This window comes from Mesorhizobium comanense (assembly GCF_005503535.1).
GTDB classification, from domain to species: Bacteria; Pseudomonadota; Alphaproteobacteria; order Rhizobiales; family Rhizobiaceae; genus Mesorhizobium; species Mesorhizobium comanense.
On record NZ_SCNN01000034.1, the window covers coordinates 22,848 to 45,283 of the forward strand.

Consider the following 22,436-nt stretch of genomic DNA (forward strand, 5'->3'; position numbering starts at 1 on the left):
GTACCCCGAGCCATGATGGGGAGCGCCCGACCAGTGCTGTCGGCCGGCGGATTGGTTCGGGCTGCGAATCAGCGAGCCGTGGTCGGCGCGCCGTGACGGCGGTGGAACAAGACCGCCCTCAGCGCGTTCTATCTGGTTGGGAGGACGCCATGAACGATACGCCGGCAACCCCCGTCGGCAGAGCGCTTTCGTCAAGCGAGCTGGTTACCGTCATGTCGCATTTCCTTCGCGCCGAGATTGCCCGCATGGCCGGCTGGCGCGATCGCATCGACCGCACCAGCAACTGGGCCATCACCGTCGTCGCCGCAATGCTGTCGGTTTCGCTGTCGACGGCCAGCGCCCACCACGGCGTGCTCCTGTTCGCCATGCTGCTGGTCCTGCTGCTGCTGTGGATCGAGGCGCGGCGCTATCGCTTCTTCGACGTCTACCGCGCACGCGTGCGCCAGTTCGAGCGCCACTATTTCGCGCAGATCTTTTCCCCGCAGCCGGACTTCGCGTCGGACTGGCTGTTGGTCGTCGGCGAGAGCCTGCGCGCGCCAAAATTCTTGGTCTCCCAACGCGTCGCGCTGGCCCGCCGCTTGCGCCGCAACTACATCCATCTGATGCTGATCCTGCTGCTCGCGTGGATCCTGAAGCTGTCGACGCCGAGCCTGCTTGATCAACATGCGCCGGTCGGCTTCGTCGGCACGCTGCGCGAGGCCGTCGGCGCCGCCGCCCTGGGTCCGGTTCCCGGCGGGGTGATCGTCGCGCTGGTCTCGGTCCTCTATGCCGGCCTGCTCGCGGCCGCCTTCCTGATGTCCGGCGACGATGGCGAACTGTCCTTCGGCGACGTCCATGTCTAAGTGAAGTCGATGTCTGAGTGAAGTCGATGCCTGAGTTCGGCGTCCGGCATCGACATCAGGCACCAGCCTGCAACGCAAACGCCAGCCGCGCGTTGTGATGGTCAGTCCGCCGCTGCACTTTGAGGGAACCCATGAACCGGCAACGGGCAACGAGGTCATACAGCGTTGCAGCAATCCTGATTCTGTCTGTTCTCCTGCTCGCGCCGGCCGGCCTCGCCCTCGCCGCGCAACCGGCCGCGCCCGCCTCGGGCATGGGCGGCTCGGCCGAAGGGCTGTTCGTGGCCGAGATCGTGCTTCTGCTCGTGGTCGGACGCGGACTGGGCGAGATTTTCCAGCGCTATGGCCAGCCGGCGATCATGGGCCAGCTGATCGGCGGCATCCTGCTCGGCCCCTCGCTGTTCGGCTTGCTATGGCCTGAAGCCCAGCACCTGATCTTCTCCACCGACCCGGCGCAGAAAAGCATGATCGACGCCGTCTCGCAGCTCGGCATCCTGCTGCTCCTGCTGTTGACCGGCATGGAGACGGACCTGCGTCTCGTGCGCCGTGTCGGAGCCGCCTGCTTCTCGATTTCGATCACCGGCGTCGTCGTCCCCTTCATCCTCGGCTTCGCGCTGGCGCAGGTCCTGCCCGCTTCGCTGCTGCCCGACCCGACCCAGCGCATCGTCGCCGGGCTGTTCCTCGGCACGGCGCTGTCGATCTCGTCGGTCAAGATCGTCGCCATGGTCGTGCGGGAGATGAACTTCATGCGCCGCAATCTCGGCCAGATCATCATCTCCTCGGCCATCATCGAGGACACGATCGGCTGGCTCGTCATCGCCGTCACCTTCGGCATCGCCACCAATGGCAGCCTCCAGGTGCTGCCGCTCGTCCTGACCGTGGCCGAAGTGGCGCTGTTCATGGTGTTTTCCTTCACCATCGGCCGCCGGCTCGTCTTCACGCTGATCCGCTGGAGCAATGATTCCTTCCGCAGCGAATATGCCGTCATCACGGTCATCCTCGTCATCATGGGCGTGATGGCGCTGATCACCAACCTGATCGGCGTGCACACCGTGCTCGGCGCCTTCGTCGCCGGCATACTGGTGGGGGAATCGCCGATCCTGTCGGACCATATCGAGAGCCAGTTGCGTGGCGTCATCACCGCATTGTTCATGCCCGTGTTCTTCGGCATGGCGGGCCTCTCCGCCGACCTTACCGTGCTGGCCGACCCGAAGCTGGCGCTGCTGACGCTGGCGCTGGTGGCGATCGCCAGCATGGGCAAGTTCGGCGGCGCTTTCCTCGGCGGCCGGTTCGCCGGCATGTCGATGAAGGAAGCGACCGCCGTCGGCAGCGCCATGAACGCGCGCGGCTCGACCGAGGTCATCGTCGCCTCGATCGGCCTGTCGATGAACATCCTTTCCCACAACCTCTTCACCATGATCGTCACCATGGCCGTCATCACCACGCTTGCCATGCCGCCGATGCTGCGCTGGGCGCTTGGACGCCTGCCGGTCGACAACACCGAGAAGCAGCGCGTCGACCGCGAACTGCTCGACGAGCATGGCTTCGTCTCCAAGCTGGAACGCCTGCTGCTGGTCGTCGACGACAGCCCGGCCGGCAAGTTCACGGCCTATCTCGCCGGGCTGGTCGGCGGCGGCGGCGGCATGCCGACCACCCTGCTGCATCTGAGGGACGGCAAGCTCGCCGGGTCTGGCGGCGGCAAGGGCTCGGAACAGGCGTCACAGCAGGTCAAGAAGGGTGCCGCCAGAAGCGCCAGGGCCGTCAGCAAGGCGGAGGACACGCTTGTCGACAAGGTCCACCTCACCGCCCGCACCGAACTTGAAGCAAGCGCCGAGACCATCGCCGCCGAGGCGCGCAAGGGCTATGGCCTTCTGCTGGCCGGGCTGGAGAACGCGCTGACCGGCAAGGGCACGTTCAGCGCCACGCTGAACGACATCAGCAGCGGCTTCGACGGCCCGCTGTGCCTTGTGCTGAACGGCGCCAGATCCACGGGAAGGATGCCCGTGCTGCGCGCCGGCGCCACCATTCTTATTCCCGTCAATGGCACCGAGGTCGCCCGCCGCGCCGCCGACTTCGCACTGGCGCTGGCACGGCCACACCGGGCTCGCGTCAAGGTTCTCTACGTCTCGCAGGCCAGGCAAGGCAGCCGGCCGGGCTCGGTCTCGCACCGCCGCGAGGAAGCCGTGCTGAAGGACGTCGCCGATCTCGCGGACCGGTACGGCGTCGCCGTCGACACGGCCATCCGCACCCGTGCCACGCCGGACAAGGCGATTGCCAGGGAAGTGGCCAAGGGCGCGGCCATGGTGGTGATGGGCGTCACCCAGCGGCCCGGCGAAGAGCTGTTCTTCGGCGATACGGCGACCGCCGTGCTGGCGGCCGCCGCCTGCCCGGTCGTGCTGCTCGCCAGCGAGCGCGTCAGGCGCGCCGGAGCCGACACCGATGAGACGGCAACAGAGATCGGTGCCTGAGCCGACGCCGGCTATATGCCGAAGAACTGCCGCCCGATCATGTAGCCCAACGCCACCACGACGAGCGGAAAGAGCGCCGGCGCAACCTTGCCCAGCATGGAGCCTTGTTGTTCTTTTGTCGGCGTATAGCGCGCATTGCCGAGATTCTTGGTCATGCCTACCCCTGGCCTACCCCTGGTCGATCATTTAATTAGTTATCGCTTATTTACAGCACGGCCGAATTAACGGTTTGCAAAGAAATTCGATCGAATAGGCGACCATCGCACAGCCCGTGGTCAACCGGCCGGCAGAAAATCAGCGCGGGCTAAGGAACCGAATGACCTGTCCCGGGGTTGTGGCGGTCGGGATGCGGTTCTTGTCCACCGAAGCCGGGAAAATACGGCAGCTCGCGCGGTCAAGGGTCACGCGGCCATCGAAGACAAGACGCGCCGATCGCCTGCCGCCGCGAGGACCGGCATGCCGGCGAAAGGCGACCGAAAAACTCGAACCAACGGCTCCTACTCGCGAGACGCAATGCCGCAAACCAGCACCGACATCTTGGCCGACCGCGATCTCGCTTTCCTCTCGGGCGGCGGCGAACTCGGCTGCCTGATCGCCACCTTCGACTGGTCCTCCACCTCGATCGGGCCGATCAGCGGCTGGCCGCAGAGCCTGAAGACGGCGACCTCGCTGATCCTGCGCTCCAAGGTGCCGATCGTCATGCTGTGGGGCGAGGACGGCGTCATGATCTACAATGACGGCTATTCGGAATTCGCCGGCGGCCGGCATCCAAAGCTGCTCGGCTCCAAGGTTCGCGAAGGCTGGCCCGAAGTCGCCGACTTCAACGACAACATCATGAAGGTCTGTCTGGGCAAGGGCGAGACACTGGCCTATCGCGAGCAGGTGCTGACCCTCAACCGCACCGGCAAGCCCGAACAGGTCTGGCTCGACCTCGACTACTCGCCTGTGCTCGATGAAAACGGCCGGCCGGCGGGCGTCGTCGCCATCGTCATCGAGACGACCGACAAGGTCGCCGCCGAGCGCTGGCGCGCAAGCGAACGCGACCGCCAGCGCCAGATGTTCGAACAGGCGCCCGGCTTCATGGCCATGCTGTCGGGGCCAAAGCATGTCTTCGAGCTGACCAACGCCGCCTACATGCAGTTGGTCGGGCACCGCGACGTGATCGGCCTGCCGGTCCGGCAGGCGCTTCCGGAGATCGAGGGCCAGGGCTATTTCGAACTGCTCGACCGGGTGTTCACGACCGGAGAAGCCTTTGTCGGCCATGCGCTGAAGGCCGAATTGCAGCGCACGCCGGGCGCTCCTGCCGAGGAGCATTACATCGACATCATCTATCAGCCGGTGCGCAATCCTGGCGGCGAGGTCATCGGCATCTTCGTCCAGGGCGTCGACGTCACCGACCGGCTGGTCGCCGAACAGGCGCTGCGCCAGAGCGAGCGCCGCCTGCAGCTGTCGCAGAACGCCGCCGGCATCGCGGCGCTGGAGCTCGATATCGCCAGCGGAACAGTGGTCGGCTCCGAGGGCTTCTGGGACCTGTGGGGCCTGTCGCCGCGCGACAGCGTCCACATCAGCGTCCTGGAGGACATCGTCGTGGCGGAGGACAAGGACGTCCGCTCGAACAGCGAGACCCGCAAGCAAGGCACCGCCGTGCCCGCCGTCGAGTATCGTATACGGCGCGCTGACACCGGCGAGTTGCGCTGGCTGTCGCGGCACATCGACTTCGTCCATGACGAGACGGGCAAGCCGGTGCAGATGTTCGGCGTCATGCAGGACGTCACCGACCGCCGCGAGGCGCAGGCCAGGCAGGAACTGCTGACCCACGAGCTCGAGCACCGCATCAAGAACATACTGGCGATGGTCTCCGCCATTGCCTCGCAGACATTGCGCAACAGCACCGACATCGCCGCCGCGAGCGCCACCTTCACCGAACGGTTGCGGGCACTGGCCAATGCGCATGACATCTTGAACAAGACACGCTGGACAAGCGCCTCGATCCGGGAAGTGGTCGAAAACACGATCGCGACCTTTCCGGCCGAGCGCATCGCTGTCTCGGGGCCGGCGCTGCCGATCAATCCAAAGATGGCGTTGACACTGGCGCTTGCCGTCAACGAACTCGCCACCAACGCGCTCAAATACGGCGCGCTGTCGACACCGGACGGCAAAGTCACCATCGTCTGGTCGCTGCGCCCCTCGGTCGAGCGGCCGGGCGAGACGCGCCTCATCTGGACCTGGCGCGAACGCGGCGGCCCGCCGGTGACGCCGCCCAGCCGGCGCGGTTTCGGCCGGTTCCTGATCGAGCGGGTGCTGGGCACCGATTTCGGCGGGTCGGTCGAGATCGACTACAACCCCGATGGCGTCGAATGCGTGTTGAACGCACCGGCACCCCAGTTGCCGACAGCCTCTTACTGACTACATAGAGCGTGCCATGAGTATTCAGCCCCCCGCCACCGTCCTCGTCGTCGAAGACGAGGCATTCCTGTTGTTTGCCATCGCCGACGACCTGCGCGAGGCGGGATTCGGCGTACTGGAGGCCAGCAATGCCGACCAGGCCATCCGCCTGCTGGAGACCCACGAGGATATCGGCATCCTGTTCACCGATATCGACATGCCCGGCTCGATGGACGGGCTGCGCCTGTCCGCCGCCGTGCGCGACCGCTGGCCGCCGGTCAAGATCATCATCACCTCGGGCAAACAGCAGCCGGCCCGGGACGCGATGCCGAATGGCGGGGTCTTCCTGCCCAAGCCCTACGCGCCGGCGGCCGTGGCCGCGACCATCCACGGCCTGCTCGGCTAGCGCGACAGACCGCTTGAGCAAGTCCGGCCGGGCTCGATTATCTTGCCTTGCCGCGCTTGAGGAGTTTTCGACACACGATCTTCAGCCGCTTGAATTCATAGCGGCGCCGCAGTCTGGCCAGGGCCGCCCGGTGCGCGGCATCTATCGCCGGTGGCGATTCCGGCACGCTCGCTTGCGGCAATGCAAGCAGCGCGTTGGCGTGGCGGTCGGCGAAGGGCCGCGGGTCATAGCTGGCGAACCGCGTCGGCGGATCGCTGAGCACCGTCGGATTGCTGTTGATCTCGAACACCAGCAGCCTGCCATCCGCCAGCGTGTAATCGATGCGCCCATATTGCATGCGGGCTTTTTCGAAGACCTGCATGACCTGGACGGCATGCGGGTTGGCGGCGATATAGGCGCGGATCTCATCGAGGTGCGCGCGGAGCGGTCGCTCGGCCGAATTCTTGACGAACCACGACGTCGCCATGGCGCAATGTTGGGCATAGATGGTATCGCCGACCCGGAACGCGGCGTATTTCCGGAAGTAGCCATCCGGCCCGGGCGTCCCCACCATCTCGACCACCATCGGCCGCACCAGCCTGCCGTCCAGCATGGCGAGCGCTGCGTCCAGCGCCGGCCGATCATGCAGCAGTGGCGGCTCCTCGTAGAGCGCCCCCACTTCATCGCGGATGAAGACGGGGTAGCGTATCGTGTCATCCAGTTCATGCGGTCTGAACACGCGGAAACCGTTGCTGCCCTGATCGTGCAGCATGCGCAGCAGCTCGAAGCGTTGCAGGCTGGCGGCCGGATGGTTCAGCTGGGTCAGGCCCGCTTGTTGCGCCAGTTCGGCGCTGAGGCGGGCTGCCTGCTGCATCTCGTCAGCAGTAAGCCGGTCCATGTCCGACCAGATCACAACGCCCGCGCGGACAGCGCGGAGCAGTCCTGCATCCTCATAGCGAACCAGCCGGAAGGATTTTTGCAGGTCCGTCCGGTGATAGAGCAGCACAACCGCCTGAGTGTAGGCGTGCTTTCTGTGTGTCACATAGAATATCATTAGCCACCGCTTTCACATACAATTGCAAAGCGGGTCCGGAATGGCTAGCCAGAAAGCCGGGGTAATTGTTAGCGGGCGTTTGGAGGGAGATGACTTTCGAGAGTGCGGCGTTTCCCATCCGTCCTTTGACAGGGGACGACCTGCCGTTGTTGATGGAGCTGGAGGCCGCCGCCTGGGCGCCGCCGCTTCGTGCCAGTGAGGCGACCATCAGCCACCGGTTGATGCTCGGACACACCATGTTCGGGGCCATCGACGAAGACGTCCTCGCGGGCACACTCTGCTTCACCGAAACCAGCCAGGATCCGTTGGTCCGCTCCGACTTCCCCCAGGATTTCGAGGCCTATTCCTCGCTGCCGCGCAGCGAGCCGGTAAACGCCCTTTATGCCTACAATCTCTGCGTCCGGCCCAGCCACCGCGGCACCAATACGGCCATCCGGTTGCTGAGGGAGATGGAACATCATGGCCGCCGCCTCGGCGCCCGCTGGCTGATCGGCGATGGCCGCTGCTCGTCTTATGCCGGCTCATCCGCCGCCGACGACGACAAGGTAAGGGCCGATCCGCGGTTTCGCGCGACCATCGATCGCTGGAACGAGACTGGCATGAGGCCGCCCTTGCGCGAGATCATCCGCGATCCGCTGCTGCGCCTGCACTACCGTGTCTACGAATGCGAATTCCTGTACGTCATGCCCGATTTCTTCCCCCAGGACGCTTCATCGGGCGGCTTCCGGGTCATTTCGGCGAAGGACCTGAAGACATGATCCACAGACCTGCCGCCACATGACGGTTCCGTTCTTCGATCCATTCGTCCTTGGCAGTGATCCCTTCCCGCACTTTGCCCATATGCGCGCTGCCGGCGGCATTGCGCGCGGCGCGGCGCCCTATCCGGAAATCGACGAGGCCTATTACGTCTTCAGCCACGACCTGGTGTCGCGGGCACTGAAACATCCCGACCTGCTGCAGGCTCCGCCAGGCAGATACGAGGAAGTTCGCCGCAAGCTTGTCGATCAGGCTCCGATGGCGTTGCTCAGCCGGTCGGTCCTGCTTGCCGATCCGCCGCAGCATGGCGGGCTGCGGCGGCCGGTCGCCGGCTACCTGTCGCGCCCTGCCGTCGAAGCGCTATCGCAAGGCATGCGCTCGCTCAGCCGCGACCTCGTCGACAAGGCTCTGGCGGATGGCGGCATCGAAGCCGTCGCCGGCCTTGCCGTGCCGGTCTCCTTCTGGCTGCTGCAGGAAATCCTCGGCATCGAGATCGAGGACCCGTGGATGCTGAAATCGATCACACGTCGCATGGCCGGGGCTTTCGACTTGCGCAGGGAAAACCCGGCAGCCTCGAGTGCCGAGGCCTATGCCGAATGCCAGGCCTTTGTCGAGGACCGGCTGACGCGTCACGCCTATCGCCCTGACGGCATGGTTGCGGGCATGACGCGGGAAGTGGCGGAAGGCCGCTGGTCGCGCGAGGACATGGTGGCCAACATCGTGTTCATGCTGTTTGCCGGCCAGGAGACCGTGGTCGACGCTTTCGGCAATGCCGTCGTCGCGCTGGATCGCTTCCCGGCCCAGCGCGCCCTCCTCGACAGCCGCGCCGTCGACTGGAACACCGCGGCCGCCGAACTGTTGCGGTACGGCGCCTCCGTCCAATACGCGGTCGCGCGCATTGCTGCGCAAGACATCGACCTCGGTGGCGTCAGGATAGCATCGGGCCAGGCGGTGGTGCCGGTGCTTGGCAGCGGCAATCGCGACGATGCCGTTTTCGCTGATGGCGACAGCCTGGACCTTACACGCGCTCCGGCCGTGTCGATGACCTTCGGCACGGGTCTGCATGTCTGTCTCGGCCAGCACGTTGCCCGCATCGAGATCGCCGCGATGATGGAGGCGCTGTTCACCCGTGCCCCGGACTGGCGCCTCGATGCCGCCAATGCCGAGCGCCGCCCTTCGATGTCGTTTCACGGCATGAGCACCGCCCCGCTGATCTTCAGCCGCGCTGCAGGAACAGTGGCCGGGTCAGCTTGACGACCGCGGGGTCCAACGATCTGGTGATTTCCGCCATCTTTGCCCGCAACGCGCCGACTTTCGCTTCGTCAAGCGGGTCGGGAATATCGTTCTGGTCGCGCGTCGCCGCATAGTCTTCCGCTCCCTGCGCCTCGCTTGCTGGTGTGAAGGCCGCACCGCGCCCGATCTTGTCGCGCAACTCTTGCCTCGACTTCACGGCGTAGTGGCGGATCCAGCCGACCTTCCATTCAAGCGGCATGGCCGCGGGATGCTTGTCCAGCGTCATGCCATCGACCAAAGTCTTGTGCAGTCCGATCGGAAAGCCATGGCCATGCGCCATGAAAAGCTTCGGGTTCCGCAAGGCCTTCGGCAGGACGGATGCCACGCGCGCAAATGACTTTTTCCAGCGCGCCGTCGAAGCGTCATGCCGGCCGCGCCTCTGAAACCGGACGGTTACCAGCTCGTCGTCATAGACCTCCTGACCGTCGCTGCCGAAATTAACCCACCGGAAGGCGGCGCTGCGAACGCTAGGCCGTCGCAGCAGCGAGCGAACCAGCTGGGCTCCTCCCCAAGGGGGTCCCTCGAGCGGCTCGAAGAACTCGTCGGCATCGATGAAGCCGAGGTATCGATAGCCGTGAAGCAGAGCCTGCCAATAAAGATAGGAATAGGCCCGGCGTTGCGGCTGGTGCGGATCGTGGCGCCAGTCGACCAGTCGGATCCAGCCGACGTCGCGCAGCGCCGAGAGCACCGCCGTCTGCGGTCCGGCGGTGCAATTGTCGGCGATCATGATGTCGAAGCCGTGCAGTTTGTGCCACGCGATCCATTCGATCACATAAGGCTGCTCCTGCTTCATGATCGCGCAGATCACGGGCCTGTCGACAGAAAGCGGAAATCTCATCGCAACCCCTTCGTTGCGATACCATTGCCATGGCGCAAGCGCGCAGAAAAGGCCGCGGCAATCCAAGACTGGCCGCCCGGCCTCTTGATGATCTACTTGTCGCTGTTTTCGAAGGCGCCGATGCCTTGCGCGATCAGGTTGGTGGCCATGACCAGCGAAATGATGGCGGCGGAATTGAACACCACCACCCACCATTTGCCGCCGGTCAGGAAACCATAGCCGTCGGCGATCGCCAGGCCCCAGTCGGCCGAGGGCGGCTGGATGCCAAGGCCGAGGAAACTCAAGGTCGCGATCGAGAAGAAGGCGTAGCCGAGCCTGGTGATCAGCTCGATCAGGATCGTCTCGCGCACATTGGGCAGGATCTCCAGGAACATGATCGCCAACCGCCCCTCGCCCGCCAGCCGCGCGGCGCTGACATAGTCGCGCTCGCGCTGCTCGCGCACCGCCGTGCGCACGGTGCGCGCCACCAGCGGCGCGTAGGCAAGGGCGATCACCGCGATGACCGTGAGGTTGGACGGACCGACCGCCACCAGCGCCATCGTCACCAGCACGATGAAGGGCAGCGACATGACGGCGTCGAGCAGCCGCGCCCCGACCGCGTCGACCATGCCCCCGAAGGTGCCCAACACCAGGCCGATGACGCTGCCGGCGCCCACGCCGGCCAGCGTCGCCAGCGGCGCCACCAGCAGGATGTCGCGAGACCCCACCACGATGCGCGAAAGCACGTCGCGGCCGAGCTGGTCGGTGCCGAACCAGTGCACCGCGTCGGGCGGCGTCATCATCGACAGGAAGTCCTCCGCATAGGGGTCGAACGGCACGAATTGCGAACCGCACACCGCGCAGGCGACCCAGAACAATAAAACTGCCGAGCCGATCACGGTCGACGGCGCCATGTCAGGTAAAAAGCCGCGCAATCTGCCGATCCGGGAGAGCCTGATGTCGCTGCGCATCGGCGACTGGGCGAGATCGGTCATGGTGCGCTCCGGCGGCGCTGGCGCGGATCAAGCAGCGCCTGCAGGAGATCGCCGATCGCGGCGGTCGAGACGAAGATCGCGGCCATCACCAGCACGCCTGCTTCCAGCATCGGGAAGTCGCGCGCCTTGGCCGCGCTCAGCACGAGGTTGCCGAGACCCTGTATGCCGAACAGCGCCTCGATCACCACCAGCCCGCCGAGCAGGAAGCCGCTCTGCGTGGCGATGACGGCGACCGTCGGCACCAGCGCGTTGCGCAGCACATGCTTGAACAGCACCTGCGCCGGGCTCAGCCCCTTCAGGATCGCGGTGCGCGTATAGTCGGCCGCGCGCGCCTCGATAACCCCGGCCCGCGTCATGCGCGCGACATAGCCGATGAGGTTCAGCACCAGCGGCAGCGCCGGCAAGATGAGGTAGTAGCTGGTCGTCCAGAACCCGGCCGCCTGCGGCGCGGCGCCCGTGATCGGAAACCAGGCCAGCCAGAGGCCGAAAACCATCAGCAGCAACAGGCCGGAGACGAAGTCCGGCACGATCGAGAGCGACACGCCGGTCAACACGATCAGCCGGTCGACAAAGCTGCCGGCGCGCAGTCCCGCGACGACGCCCGCGCCGATGCCGATCGGCACCAGGAACACCAGGACGACGCCGGCAAGGGCGGCGGAATTCCTGATGCTCTCCAGCACGAAGGGCGCCACCGGCGCCCGCATGGACAGCGACTCGCCGAAGTCGCCCGTGATCGCCCGGCTGAACCAGTGCCAGTACTGGGTCAGGACCGGCTGGTCGGTGCCGAGCTTGTGGTTGAGCTCGGCCACCGCCTGCGCGTCGGCGAAAGGCCCGAGCATGACACGGCCAACATCGCCGGGCAGCACCTGCCCGGCGAGGAAGACCAGCGCGCTGACCAGCCAAAGCGTCAGCAGCAGCGAGCCCGCCCGGGCCGCCAGAGGCCGCACGATCGTCAAGATGGCGATGCCGCTCACACGAACGACACGCGGTCGAGCAGCAGATGCGAGATCGCGGTGAAGCGCACGCCCTCGACCTTGGAGGAGACGATGCGGCTGTACTGCGAGAAATATCCGATGATCAGCGGCGTCTCGTCGAGCAACAGCGTCTGGATCTTGCCGGCCGCCAGGCGCTGGGCCTGCAGGTCGCGCGCCTTGCCGTAGTCGATCAGCAGCGCGTCATAGTCGGGATTGTTGAAATGCGCCGCGTTCCAGGCGCCCGAGCTCTTCAGCGTGGCGTTGAGGAAGATGTCAGGGGTGCCCCGGTGCCCGAAATCGGTGATGCCGAGATTGGAATCGAGCCAGGGCGAGGAACCGAACGTCGCCGAACCGTAATAGGCGTCCTGCGGCAGCACGTTGAGCTTGATGTCGATGCCGGCCTTCCTGGCGAAGTTCTGGATCAGCACCGCGTAGTCGGGAATGTCGTAAGCCCGTTCCGTGGTCAGCGTCACCTGGAAACCGTTCGGCACGCCGGCCTCGCCGAGCAGGCGCTTGGCCTCCTCGATATCCTGCTTGCGCTGCGGCACGGACGGATCGGCCGACGGGAAGATCGGCGCGAACGGCGTGTCGTTGCCGACGATGGCGCGGCCCTTGAGCAGGCCCTTCACCACCGCCTCGCGATCGATGGTCAGCGCCAGCGCCCGGCGGATGCGCTTGTCGGTGAACGGCGCCTGGTCGGTCCGCAGATGCACCTGGTCGTGCGAGCTTGCCTGCACGCTGAGCAGCTTGAAGTTCGGATTGCCCTCGATCGCCAGCTCCAGGCGCGTGGTGCTGGGGATGACGTCGAGCTGGCCCGCCTGCAGGGCAAGCACCTGCGCCTGTTCGTCGTCGAAGAACTTGATCTCGACGCGGTCGGGCAGCGCCTTGTCGCCCCAGTAGTCGGCGTTGCGCACGAAGCTCGCGCCCTGCTTGGGCCGGAAGGATTCGAACTTGAACGGACCGGTGCCGATGAAGTTCTTCTCGAAGTCGCCGGCATAGTCGGCCGGCAGGATGACGGCGTTGAACACGTCGGACGAGACATAGAACGGGAAATTGCTGTTGGGCTGGTCGAGATCGAAGGCGACCGTCTCGTCGTCGACCAGCTTGGCGCCGCCCTTCGACAGGATGCCCTTGTAGGCCGACAGCGCCCCCGAGCCGGTGCTCGGATCGACGAGCCGCTCGAAGGTCGTGACCACGTCCTTGGCGGTGACGGCGCGGCCGTCATGGAACTTCACGCCGGGACGCAGCTTGAAGGTCCAGCGCTTGGCCGTCTCGTCGGCCTCCCACGACAAAGCAAGCTTCGGCTGCAACCCGTCCTTCGGGTCGTCGAGGATGAGATATTCACCGACCTGGCTGATGACGCCGATGCTGGCCGGATCGGTGACCGTCACCGGGTCGATGGCCTTGGTCGGCTGGCCGAGCCCGACGCGCACCGTGCCGCCGGCGGCGCCCGCCGCGCGAGCCGGGCCTGGCGTGAACAACCCTTGCGAGGCGGCAAAACCGGTGAGACCGAGCAGTGCGGCGTATTTCAAGAGGTCGCGGCGCTTGAGGAAGCCCTGCGCATATTCGTCGACGGCGACATTCCATATGTCGCTGGACGGATTGCGCGAGGACTGGCCGCGCAGGAGGTCGATGTCGGAACGTTTTGTCATTTTTTCTCTCTCATGAATAGAAGGGGAAAGTGGCCGCCGTCAGGTCGGCTGGCCGTCGAGATCGATGCGGTCGACCGCTTGCGGATAGAAGGCGATGAGGCCCTTGATCTTGGCCACTTCGTCGATCGGCTCGCGGTAGCTCCAGGCGATGTCGGGGCGGATCGAACCGTCCTTCAGGACACCGGACCAGTAGGAGGCAATGCCCTTGTAGGGACATCGCGTCGTGGAATTCGACGCCGCCAGCCGATCGAGCCGGATGTCCTCCGCGGGCAGGTAGAAGCGCGTCGGCAAATGGGTCTCGAACAGCAGCACCGGGCGATGACTGTCGGCGACGATCTCGCCGTCGAACCAGACCTGCACATGGCTGGTGCTGTGCAGGACATCGATGCGCGCATAGGGGTCGCGGGCGTGGACGAAGACTTCCTCTTCCTCCTCGAACCATTGGTCGACCGCCTTCCAGGTGAAGGCGATGCGGCCGGCGAGCGGCGCGAGGTTTTCGTCCGGCGGCGCCGTGAACGACCAGGCCGCGTTGGCGGCGCGCTTGCCGCCGCTGTCGATATCCCAATAGGCGGTCTCGCCGCCCACCGGATGCGGCTCGCGATGCGCGGACGGCTTCAGCGCCGAGGGGTCGACCGCCGATGGCGGGAAGAAATAGATCGGCAGGAAATGGTTGGAGCGCAGCACCAGCACGTTGCGGCTGTCGGCGATGGTGCGGCCGCCGAATTTGACGCGGATGCGCTTGGGGCTGTGGAGCACATTGACGAGGCGCGGAGCGGAGGCTTCGCGGGGCTGGAGGTTCGGCGCGGCGGTCATGATCGGGTCCTCAGGATACGGCGCGCGCATTGGCGCGCTGCTCGGCGAAGCGGTTGGCGGGGCGGGCAAGGCCGAAGCGGTCGCGCAATGTGCCCGGCGCATATTCGGTCGGGACCAGGCCTCGGCGCTGCAATTCCGGCACCACTTGCTCGGCGAAATTCACCCAGTCTTCTGGCAGCAGCGGGAACATCAAATTGAAGCCGTCGCAGGCGCCGGAGACGAACCAGTCCTCGAGCTGGTCGGCGATCTGCTTCGGCGTGCCGGCGACCGTCGGCACCGAGCCGCTGTTGGCGAGCTTGCGGGCGATCTCGCGCAAGGTGAGGTTCTCCCGCGACCATTGCTTGACGCGGTTGAGCGAAGTGCGCCCGCCATTGAACGTGCTCTCGTCCGGCAGCGGCGGCAGCGGCCCGTCCGGCGGATAGGCGGAAAGATCGATGCCGCTCCAGCTCGACAGCAGGTCGATGCCGACCTGGTCGGGCAGCAGCGTCTGCAGATAGTCCTGCCGCTCACGGCCCTCGGCTTCCGAAGCGGCAACGATCGGCAGGATGCCGGGCAGGATCTTGAAGCTTTCCGGCCGCCTGCCGTGGCGCGCCAGCCGCTCGTTGATGTCCTGCCGGTACTTGATGCCGTCTTCCCTGGTGCTGAAGATGGCGAAATGCACGTCGGCCTGCGCGGCGGCGAAGTTCTTGCCGTCCTCCGACGAGCCGGCCTGCACGATCAGCGGATGGCCCTGCGGCGGCCGCGACACGTTGAGCGGTCCGCGCACCTTGAAATGCTTGCCCTTGTGGTCGATCGGATGGACCTTGTCGGGATCGGCGAAAAAGCCCGTGTCCTTGTCGATGAGGAGCGCCTCGTCCTCCCAGCTGTCCCACAGCGCCTTGACGATATCGAGGAACTCGCCGGCCCGCTCGTAGCGGAAGGCGTGCTCGATATTGCCGTCGCGGCCGAAATTGCGCGCCTCCTCGTCCATCGCCGAGGTGACGACGTTCCACGACGCCCTGCCCTTGCTGATATGGTCGAGCGAGGCGAAGAGGCGGGCCACATTGTAGGGCTCGCTGTAGGAACTCGACGCCGTGGTGATCAGGCCGATATGCCTGGTGACGCCGGCCAGAGCCGACAGCAGCGTCAGCGGCTCGAGGCGGGCATTGGCGTAGTGCGCGACGCCGCTCTTCACGGAATCCCAGATCGACACGTGATCGGCAACAAAGATGGTGTCGATGCGCGCCCGCTCCGCCGCTTGGACCAGCTCGCGGTAATAGTCGAAATCGAGCACCTCGCGGCCCGGCGCACGGGGGTGCCGCCAGGCCATGCGATGGTCGCCCTGCGGATTGAAGAAGAACGCGCTCAGGATCAGGTGCGACATCTCGATCTCCCTTTTTCGGTGCGGAAAACCGCCGGCGCGACGGCGTGTGGCCGGCGCCTGAAAATCTTCCTGTCCTTGAAAGTTAGATTGCGCTCAGACTTAATTCGAGTAATTTTATAGAGATTGTTCTAATTGAAAGCGGAAGCGATTTCCCAAGATCGCGCCGCACGCAGAAAGTGGTTTCCGGTCCTTCCATGTCCTCCTCTTCGCCCATCTCTTCCCCGGTCCTGAACGTTGAGAACCTCACGGTTTCCTACAGGGGCGCCGGGCGCATCCATCGCGCGGTCGATGACATTTCGCTCCGCATCGGCCAGGGCGAAGCCCTTGGACTGGTTGGCGAATCCGGCTCCGGCAAGAGCTCCGTGGCGCTGGCGGTGCTGCGCTATCTGCCCAGGCACGCCCGTGTCGAAGCCTCGCAGCTCGCCTTCGAGAACCGCGAGATCCGCGACCTCTCCGCCGACCAGTTGCGCCGGCTGCGCGGCGACCGCATCGCCGCCGTCTACCAGCATCCGGGCTCGGCGCTGAACCCGAGCATGACCATCGGCGGCCAGATCACCGAGACGCTGCTGCGCCATCGCCCCATGCATCATGACGATGCCCATGCGCGCGCGGCACAACTGCTCGCGCGCGTACGCGTCGCCAATCCAGAACGCGTGCTGCGGCTTTATCCGCACGAATTGTCGGGGGGCATGCAGCAGCGCGCCAACATCGCCATCGCCATCGCGCTCGACCCGGCGCTGCTGGTGATGGACGAGCCGACGACGGCGCTCGATGCCAGCGTCCAGTCCGAGATCATCGCCATCCTGGATGATCTGCGCCGCGAACACCGAACCTCGATCCTTCTGATCAGCCACGACATCAACCTGATCCGGCGCTCCTGCGACCGGGTGTCGGTGATGCAGTCCGGCGCGATCGTCGAAACCGGCGTGGCGGCGCAAGTGTTCGACAATCCGCGTCACGCCTATACGAGGGCGCTGGTCGCCGCGGTCCCGACGCTCGACCGCACCAAGCGCGCCGGCAGGCTGGCCGAGGATGCCAGCCCCGTCGAGACCGCTGCCGAAGCGCCCGCCATCCACGGCGCGGACGGCGCCTCGACCCGACCGCGCGACATCGCCGTCTGCTGCCGTGGGATAAAACAATCCTTTGGCGGTCAGCCGGTGCTGCATGGCATCGACCTCGACATCGCCGCCGGCGAGACCTTCGGCCTGATCGGCGAGTCCGGTTCGGGCAAGTCGACGCTGGCCCGCATCGTCACCGGCCTGCAGCCGCCGACGGCGGGCCGTGTCGAGCTGTTCGGCAAGACCGTGGCGCCGCTGGTGGAGCGGCGCCTGGCGAGCGAGCGGCGCGATGTGCAGATGGTGTTCCAGTCCCCCGACCGCACGCTGAACCCGCGCCAGCGGATCGGCCGCATTCTCGGCCGTCCGCTGCGGCGGCTGGCCGGCCTGCCGCGCCGTGCGGTGCCGCAGCGCGTCGGCGATCTGCTGGCTTCCGTGCGCCTCGCCCGCAGCACGTCGGAGCAGAAGCCCGGCACGCTGTCGGGCGGCCAGCGCCAGCGCACGGCGATTGCGCGTGCCTTCGCCGGCCTGCCGAGGCTGGTGGTGCTGGACGAGCCGACATCAGCGCTCGACGTTTCCGTGCAGGCGACCGTGCTCAACCTGCTCAACGATCTGCAGAAGAGCAAGGACACCGCCTATCTCTTCATCAGCCATGATCTCAGGGTCGTGCGCTACATGGCCGACCGCATCGGCGTGCTCTATCGCGGCCGGCTGGTCGAAACCGGCTCATCGGACCAGATTTTCGCCGGTCCCAACCACCCCTACACGCAAATGCTGCTGGAGGCCTCCTCGCATGACGGTCCGGCCGCGACGGTCGCGGAGGCGTCGCCAGCCATCGAGGTTGGCGCGGACGGCTGCGCCTTCGCCGGCCGCTGCCCGCTGGCTGACGAGGCCTGCCGCGCCGCCGAGCCCATGACCCGCGAAGTCGCGCCGGGTCATTTCATCGCCTGCTGGAAACGCGCCGGCTAAGCCCCCTACCCGCCGAGATAAAGCCGGTGCAATTCACCAGGCGACTTCAGCAGCTTCAGGCAGTCGCCGTCATGGACGACACGGCCGCGCCGCATGACGTAGGCGCGGTTGCCGATCGACAGCGCGAGTGCCGCGAACTGCTCGACCAGCAGCACGGCCAAGCCGTTGTCGGCGAGCTTGCGGACAGCGCTCATCAATCGCGTGACGATGACCGGCGCCAGGCCCGCCGACATCTCGTCGATCAGAAGCACCTTGGGCCGCGTCAGCAGGGCACGCGCGATGACCAGCATCTGCTGCTCGCCGCCCGACAGCAGGCTTGCCTTGACCGAGCGCCGCTGCACCAATTCGGGAAACAGCGCATAGGCCTCCGCGATATCAGCCCCCGCATGCAGGCTCACCCGAAGGTTCTCCTCGGTGGTGAGCTGGCGGAACACGGTGCGGCCCTGCTCGACATGGGCAAGGCCTTCGCGCGAACGCACCCCCGGCCGCGCCTTCTGGATCTCGCGGCCGTCGATTTCGATGGTGCCGCCGGCGACCGGGATGATGCCGGACAGGCCCTCGAGCAATGTCGTCTTGCCGGCGCCATTGGCGCCGAGCAAGACGCTGATGGCGCCGCTCTCGACCGCGATGTCGAGCGAGGACACGACAGGCAGCTCGCTGCGGTTGATCGACAGGTTGGAAACGACGAGCTTGCTCATGCCGCCACGCTCTCTTCCTCGATGCCGAGATAGGCCTTCTTCACCGAGCCCTGCTCCAGCACCCTGGCCGGCGGGCCAGACGCGATGACACGGCCGAAATCGAGCACCGTCACCTCCGAGCAGACCGCCCGCACCAGGTCCATGTCGTGCTCGACCAGCAGCACCGCCGAGCCGAACAATTTCGGGATCTCGGCGATGCGCTGCCCCAGCCGCACGCTCTCCTCGTGCGACTGGCCGGCCGCCGGCTCGTCCAGCAGCACAACCGCCGGCCGGGCTGCCACGACGCCCGCGACATCGAGCAGGCGCCTCGTTCCTGCATCGACCGAGACAACCAGCGTGTCGGGATCAGGGCAGTCGAGCCAGCTCAGGATCGCCTTCGTCTCGCGCGCCGACAGGCCCTGGGCGGCCAGCGCCAGATAGCCGCCGACGGTGAGTTCCGGCGCGATGCGGTTGGTCTGCCAGCTGCGACGCACGCCGGCACGGGCGCGCAGATGCGCGGGCATGCCTTCGAGCGGCTTGCCGGCCAGCCTGATGCTGCCCTCATAGCTGGAAAGGAAGCCGGCGACGGCGTCGATGAAGGTCGACTTGCCCGCGCCGTTCGGCCCGATCAGTCCGGCCACCGTGCCGGCGGCAACGGTGAGGCTCACATTGTCGAGCGCCACGACGCTGCCATAGCGCACGGTGAGTTTGTCGATGGCCAGCGCCGGTCCGGCCGGACGCTCGATCGACGCCGGCAGGTCGCTTGCCGGCGCCGAGGCGCCAGCTCTCACGCGCGCCGGCAGCAGCTTGCGCAGTTGCCGGCGGAAGGTTTCGCTCATCGTCTCGCCAGTCGACAACGCCTGCGTGGCGCCGATGGCGAACAGCACATTGCCGATGTCCTGCGGCAGGTCGAGCCGGCGCAGGATTTCCGGGAACATTACCACCAAGAGCCCGCCGATGATGGCGCCCTCGGCGAAATGCGCGCCGGTCATGACCGCAACTGCGTAGAGCGACAGCGACTGCATCATGCTGAAATTCTCCGACACCAGCGTGCCGAGATAGCCGGCCAGCAACCCGCCGGAAACGCCGGCGACGAAGGCCGAGATGGCGAAGGCCGAGAGCTTGGCGGTGGCGATGCTGACGCCATGCGCCGCCGCCGCGCGTTCGGAGTGCCGCACCGCCAGCCACGAGGCGCCGAGCCGTGAACGGCTGAGGATTTCGAGTGCCACCGCGATGGCTGCGTAGAACAAAAGCACGAAGACGAAATAGCCTTCGTCGCTGTCGAACAGTTCCGGCCGCGGCACCTGCAGGAAGTCTGTCTGGCCGGGATAGGTCATGGTGGCCAGGATGGTGTCGAAGGCGGTGGCGAAGGACAGTGTGACGATGGCAAGGTTGATGCCGCGCAGTCTCAGCGCCGGCAGGCCGATGGCGACACCGAGCGGCACCGCCGCCAGACCGCCAATGAGGATCCAGACGGGCAGCCCGCCCGGCGCCTCGGCAAGGTTGAGGTAGCCGACGGTCCAGGCGCCGACGCCTGCGAACGACATCTGGCAGAGCGCGATCATGCCGGTACGCCCGGCAACGAGGCCGAGGCTTTGCAGCGCCACGCCGGTGATCAGCACCGAGGTGGCCAGGAACACCCAGTAGGATGGCAGCAGGCCGAGCCAGGCGACGCCGCCGGCGACAAGCGCCACGGCAATGATGGTGAGCGAGGCTCTCAGATTAGCGCGCTTCATCCCAACGGGCCTCCCGCTGCGACCACAGGAGTACGGCAAGCACGACCAGGAACGGAATGGCGCTGCGGTACTGGCTGACGCTGTCGATGGAACTCGCCATGCCCTCGACCAGACCAAGCACGATGCCGCCGGCAAGCGTGCGCCAGAAGCTGCGGAACAGGCCGACAAGCGCGGCAGCCAGCGCCGGCACGACCAGCAGGCTGAGCGTCATGAAGTTCGGCGAGCGCTGCGGCGCGATGATCATCAGCGCGAAGGTGGTGAAAGCGCCGGTCATGCCCCAGACCAGCAGCGACAGAAGCTGGACCCGGATGCCGAGCAGTTCGGCCGCCATCGGCCGGTCGGCGAGCGCGCGCAGGTTGAGCCCGACCTTGGTTCTGTTGAGGAACAGGTCGGCGAGAACCGTGAACAGCGCTGCCAGCCCGATGGTCAGCACCGAGGCGATCGTCACTTCGACGCCGGCCATGCGGAAGGCGGAACCCGGAAACAGCTCCGGCATGTTGTGCGGATGCTGGCCGCCGGTGAGCCGCAGCCCGATGGCAATGATGCCGACCAGCAGCGCCACGGTGACCGCCGCCTTGGTCGAGGCGCTGGCCTCGCCGAACCAGCGCGTCATGATATAGCCGATGGCAACGCCCACCAAAGTGCCGGCCGCGATGCCGGCCGCGACCGAAGGCCAGATCGGATATCCGGCCTCGTAGAGCGCGATCAGCACGAAGGTGCCGGCCGTGCCGATCGCCGCCCCGGTGAAATTGACCACGGCGACCAGCCGGTAAGTGAAGACGGCGCAGACACCGAGCAAGGCATAGGTGCCTCCCGCGGTCAGCCCCGCCACGGCTGAAGTAAGCAATGCGTTCATATGGGTTCCAGTTGGGACAAATGGCAGTCTTCGAGCCGGCTGTTGCCGAGGTCGGCGCCGCCCCTCATTGTCCTGCCGGACATTTCTCCCCGTGAACGGGGAGAAAGCGGCTGGATGTCCAGAGGCGGCGCCGACGCCCGGGAGGACCTCACTTGGCCTGCGGCAGCACCACCCAGTCCGGCGTCTCGACGGTCCAGGCGCCCTTCTCCAGCTTCATCACCTTGGTCGCCTGCATCGGCGAATGCGTCTTGGCCTTGCCGAAGACATAAGCACTGCCGGCGAGCGGATTGGTGATCGGCTGCATGTCATGCAGCGCCTTGGTCACGCTCTCGCGCGTCACGTCGCCATCGATCGAGGCCACCACTTTCAGGAACAGCTGGGCGGCGAGATAGCCCCCTTGCGAGAAGGCGGTCAGCGGCCGGCCGGCCTTCTGCATGTCCGCCACCCACTGCGCGTTGGCGGCCGAGCTCTTTTCGGTGAAGGGCTCCCATTCGGTGCCGACATAGATCGGCTGCTTGGTGTCGGCCAGCGCCGAGGCGACCTGCTCGGTGTAGCCCGGCGCCAGGAACAGCCAGTTGATGCCCGTGATCTTCTGCGCATCGACCGTCTTGATCAGCTGCACCACCTGCGGCTCGACCTGGTTGGTCAGCACCGCGTCGCAGCCGGCGTCGCGCGCCTTGATGACATAGGGCGTCAGGTCACCCTGGAAGGGTAGCGTCAGGTCGATGAGGTGGATCTTCTTGCCCGAGATCTTCTCCCAGTTCTCGATCGCCTTCTTGTAGGCCTCCTGCGTGCCGCCGATGATGATGAAGAAGGCGCACAGTTTTTCGCTCTTCAGCTGGTTGGTGGCGTAGTAGGCCATCGCGGTGGAGAGCGTGTACGGCCCGACATTGACCGGCGCCACATTGGGCGAGGAGAAGCAGGCGGCATCGACGCCGAGCCCCTGAACCGACAGGATCTTCTTGCGGCTGTAGGTGGCGGAATTGACCGCGCAGTCGAGCAGGCTGCCCGAGCCGACCAGCGCCACCGCTTCCTTGTTGTCGATCAGGTCGCGCGCGGCCTGCGCGGCGACCGCCGGGTCCGCCTTGTCGTCGGCGATCGTGTAGTCGATCTTGCAGCCATTGATGCCGCCGGCGGCGTTGACGGCGTCGAAGGCCGCCTTGGTCGCCTTCGGCACTTCGCTGAAATCGGCCGGACCGGTGATGGTCGACACCGCGCCGACCTTGATCGTTCCGTCCTTGCAGGTCGGGCCGGCGGCGGAGGCGGCGCCGGCCATCGCGGCAAGGCCGATGCCGGCTAAGGCTGCTTTAAGCAGGCTGGATTTCCATTGCATATCAGTCACTCCCCTG

General features: G+C 66.1%; 19 protein-coding genes. 7 read left to right on the forward strand and 12 right to left on the reverse strand.

Going from position 1 to position 22,436, the window contains the following annotated elements:
* The first annotated feature begins 149 nt into the window (after positions 1-149).
* A complete protein-coding gene (locus tag FFS37_RS32635; RefSeq protein WP_137935046.1) occupies positions 150-842 on the forward strand; it encodes a DUF2270 domain-containing protein in 693 nt (230 codons plus the stop codon).
* Positions 843-1,093: 251 nt separating this feature from the next.
* Complete coding sequence (locus FFS37_RS32640; protein WP_137935069.1) at positions 1,094-3,307, forward strand: cation:proton antiporter domain-containing protein; 2,214 nt, start codon at positions 1,094-1,096, stop codon at positions 3,305-3,307.
* Positions 3,308-3,318: 11 nt separating this feature from the next.
* Here the strand turns inward: FFS37_RS32640 and FFS37_RS32645 are convergent, their stop codons facing one another.
* Positions 3,319-3,462: a hypothetical protein gene (locus tag FFS37_RS32645; RefSeq protein ID WP_137935047.1), complete on the reverse strand. Its 144-nt coding sequence runs from the start codon at positions 3,460-3,462 to the stop codon at positions 3,319-3,321.
* A 358-nt stretch (positions 3,463-3,820) separates the two neighbouring features.
* On the opposite strand from FFS37_RS32645, the gene FFS37_RS32650 reads away from it, so the two are divergent.
* Positions 3,821-5,713 carry a PAS domain-containing sensor histidine kinase gene (locus FFS37_RS32650; RefSeq protein ID WP_171026513.1) on the forward strand — a complete coding sequence of 631 codons (1,893 nt, stop codon included), beginning with the start codon at positions 3,821-3,823 and terminating at the stop codon, positions 5,711-5,713.
* A gap of 16 nt (positions 5,714-5,729) precedes the next feature.
* Positions 5,730-6,098 (forward strand): response regulator, encoded by a 369-nt coding sequence (locus FFS37_RS32655; RefSeq protein ID WP_137935049.1) that lies wholly within the window; start codon positions 5,730-5,732, stop codon positions 6,096-6,098.
* Between the two features lie 37 nt (positions 6,099-6,135).
* On the opposite strand, the gene FFS37_RS32660 is transcribed toward FFS37_RS32655, so the two are convergent.
* Positions 6,136-7,119: a hypothetical protein gene (locus tag FFS37_RS32660; protein ID WP_137935050.1), complete on the reverse strand. Its 984-nt coding sequence runs from the start codon at positions 7,117-7,119 to the stop codon at positions 6,136-6,138.
* Between the two features lie 101 nt (positions 7,120-7,220).
* Here FFS37_RS32660 and FFS37_RS32665 point away from each other — a divergent pair, with 101 nt between their 5' ends.
* The gene (locus tag FFS37_RS32665; protein WP_137935051.1) at positions 7,221-7,889 is read left to right on the forward strand and encodes an N-acetyltransferase; all 669 of its coding nucleotides are present in this window, start codon (positions 7,221-7,223) and stop codon (positions 7,887-7,889) included.
* 19 nt (positions 7,890-7,908) lie between these two features.
* Complete coding sequence (locus FFS37_RS32670; RefSeq protein ID WP_137935052.1) at positions 7,909-9,141, forward strand: cytochrome P450; 1,233 nt, start codon at positions 7,909-7,911, stop codon at positions 9,139-9,141.
* Here the strand turns inward: FFS37_RS32670 and FFS37_RS32675 are convergent.
* Genes FFS37_RS32675 through FFS37_RS32700 form a run of 6 tightly spaced genes read right to left on the reverse strand, consistent with a single transcriptional unit; the run spans position 9,104 to position 15,794 of the window.
* Entirely contained in the window at positions 9,104-10,213 is a 1,110-nt protein-coding gene (locus FFS37_RS32675) for a glycosyltransferase family protein (protein ID WP_137935053.1), read from the reverse strand. The genes FFS37_RS32670 and FFS37_RS32675 overlap by 38 nt on opposite strands.
* Positions 10,111-10,992, reverse strand: a complete 882-nt coding sequence (locus FFS37_RS32680; RefSeq protein ID WP_137935054.1) for an ABC transporter permease — start codon at positions 10,990-10,992, stop codon at positions 10,111-10,113. Before FFS37_RS32680 ends, FFS37_RS32675 begins: the two co-directional genes overlap by 103 nt.
* Positions 10,989-11,966 carry an ABC transporter permease gene (locus FFS37_RS32685; RefSeq protein WP_232375864.1) on the reverse strand — a complete coding sequence of 326 codons (978 nt, stop codon included), beginning with the start codon at positions 11,964-11,966 and terminating at the stop codon, positions 10,989-10,991. The genes FFS37_RS32680 and FFS37_RS32685 overlap by 4 nt, the downstream gene beginning before the upstream one ends.
* On the reverse strand, positions 11,963-13,618 hold the full coding sequence (locus tag FFS37_RS32690; protein WP_137935055.1) for an ABC transporter substrate-binding protein: 1,656 nt from the start codon (positions 13,616-13,618) through the stop codon (positions 11,963-11,965). The genes FFS37_RS32685 and FFS37_RS32690 overlap by 4 nt, the downstream gene beginning before the upstream one ends.
* 39 nt (positions 13,619-13,657) lie before the next feature.
* Positions 13,658-14,431: a DUF427 domain-containing protein gene (locus FFS37_RS32695; protein ID WP_137935056.1), complete on the reverse strand. Its 774-nt coding sequence runs from the start codon at positions 14,429-14,431 to the stop codon at positions 13,658-13,660.
* A 10-nt stretch (positions 14,432-14,441) separates the two neighbouring features.
* Positions 14,442-15,794, reverse strand: a complete 1,353-nt coding sequence (locus FFS37_RS32700; RefSeq protein WP_171026514.1) for an LLM class flavin-dependent oxidoreductase — start codon at positions 15,792-15,794, stop codon at positions 14,442-14,444.
* 194 nt (positions 15,795-15,988) lie between these two features.
* Here FFS37_RS32700 and FFS37_RS32705 point away from each other — a divergent pair, with 194 nt between their 5' ends.
* The gene (locus FFS37_RS32705; protein WP_137935058.1) at positions 15,989-17,818 is read left to right on the forward strand and encodes a dipeptide ABC transporter ATP-binding protein; all 1,830 of its coding nucleotides are present in this window, start codon (positions 15,989-15,991) and stop codon (positions 17,816-17,818) included.
* A gap of 5 nt (positions 17,819-17,823) precedes the next feature.
* Here the strand turns inward: FFS37_RS32705 and FFS37_RS32710 are convergent, their stop codons facing one another.
* The 4 genes from FFS37_RS32710 to FFS37_RS32725 form a co-directional block, all read right to left on the reverse strand.
* Positions 17,824-18,516, reverse strand: coding sequence for an ABC transporter ATP-binding protein (locus tag FFS37_RS32710; RefSeq protein WP_137935059.1), 693 nt, complete (start codon positions 18,514-18,516; stop codon positions 17,824-17,826).
* A complete protein-coding gene (locus FFS37_RS32715; RefSeq protein WP_137935060.1) occupies positions 18,513-20,231 on the reverse strand; it encodes a branched-chain amino acid ABC transporter ATP-binding protein/permease in 1,719 nt (572 codons plus the stop codon). The genes FFS37_RS32710 and FFS37_RS32715 overlap by 4 nt, the downstream gene beginning before the upstream one ends.
* On the reverse strand, positions 20,218-21,087 hold the full coding sequence (locus tag FFS37_RS32720; RefSeq protein WP_137935061.1) for a branched-chain amino acid ABC transporter permease: 870 nt from the start codon (positions 21,085-21,087) through the stop codon (positions 20,218-20,220). Before FFS37_RS32720 ends, FFS37_RS32715 begins: the two co-directional genes overlap by 14 nt.
* Positions 21,088-21,235: 148 nt before the next feature.
* On the reverse strand, positions 21,236-22,420 hold the full coding sequence (locus tag FFS37_RS32725) for an ABC transporter substrate-binding protein (RefSeq protein WP_137935062.1): 1,185 nt from the start codon (positions 22,418-22,420) through the stop codon (positions 21,236-21,238).
* Between the last annotated feature and the right edge of the window lie 16 nt (positions 22,421-22,436).

Coding starts and splice junctions, on each gene's coding strand:
- FFS37_RS32635 (WP_137935046.1), top strand. CDS start 150: ATGAACGATACGCCGGCAACCCCCGTCGGCAGAGCGCTTTCGTCAAGC.
- FFS37_RS32640 (WP_137935069.1), top strand. CDS start 1,094: ATGGGCGGCTCGGCCGAAGGGCTGTTCGTGGCCGAGATCGTGCTTCTG.
- FFS37_RS32645 (WP_137935047.1), bottom strand. CDS start 3,462: ATGACCAAGAATCTCGGCAATGCGCGCTATACGCCGACAAAAGAACAA.
- FFS37_RS32650 (WP_171026513.1), top strand. CDS start 3,821: ATGCCGCAAACCAGCACCGACATCTTGGCCGACCGCGATCTCGCTTTC.
- FFS37_RS32655 (WP_137935049.1), top strand. CDS start 5,730: ATGAGTATTCAGCCCCCCGCCACCGTCCTCGTCGTCGAAGACGAGGCA.
- FFS37_RS32665 (WP_137935051.1), top strand. CDS start 7,221: ATGACTTTCGAGAGTGCGGCGTTTCCCATCCGTCCTTTGACAGGGGAC.
- FFS37_RS32670 (WP_137935052.1), top strand. CDS start 7,909: ATGACGGTTCCGTTCTTCGATCCATTCGTCCTTGGCAGTGATCCCTTC.
- FFS37_RS32675 (WP_137935053.1), bottom strand. CDS start 10,213: ATGGTGGGTGGTGGTGTTCAATTCCGCCGCCATCATTTCGCTGGTCAT.
- FFS37_RS32680 (WP_137935054.1), bottom strand. CDS start 10,992: ATGACCGATCTCGCCCAGTCGCCGATGCGCAGCGACATCAGGCTCTCC.
- FFS37_RS32690 (WP_137935055.1), bottom strand. CDS start 13,618: ATGACAAAACGTTCCGACATCGACCTCCTGCGCGGCCAGTCCTCGCGC.
- FFS37_RS32695 (WP_137935056.1), bottom strand. CDS start 14,431: ATGACCGCCGCGCCGAACCTCCAGCCCCGCGAAGCCTCCGCTCCGCGC.
- FFS37_RS32700 (WP_171026514.1), bottom strand. CDS start 15,794: ATGTCGCACCTGATCCTGAGCGCGTTCTTCTTCAATCCGCAGGGCGAC.
- FFS37_RS32705 (WP_137935058.1), top strand. CDS start 15,989: ATGTCCTCCTCTTCGCCCATCTCTTCCCCGGTCCTGAACGTTGAGAAC.
- FFS37_RS32710 (WP_137935059.1), bottom strand. CDS start 18,516: ATGAGCAAGCTCGTCGTTTCCAACCTGTCGATCAACCGCAGCGAGCTG.
- FFS37_RS32715 (WP_137935060.1), bottom strand. CDS start 20,231: ATGAAGCGCGCTAATCTGAGAGCCTCGCTCACCATCATTGCCGTGGCG.
- FFS37_RS32720 (WP_137935061.1), bottom strand. CDS start 21,087: ATGAACGCATTGCTTACTTCAGCCGTGGCGGGGCTGACCGCGGGAGGC.
- FFS37_RS32725 (WP_137935062.1), bottom strand. CDS start 22,420: ATGCAATGGAAATCCAGCCTGCTTAAAGCAGCCTTAGCCGGCATCGGC.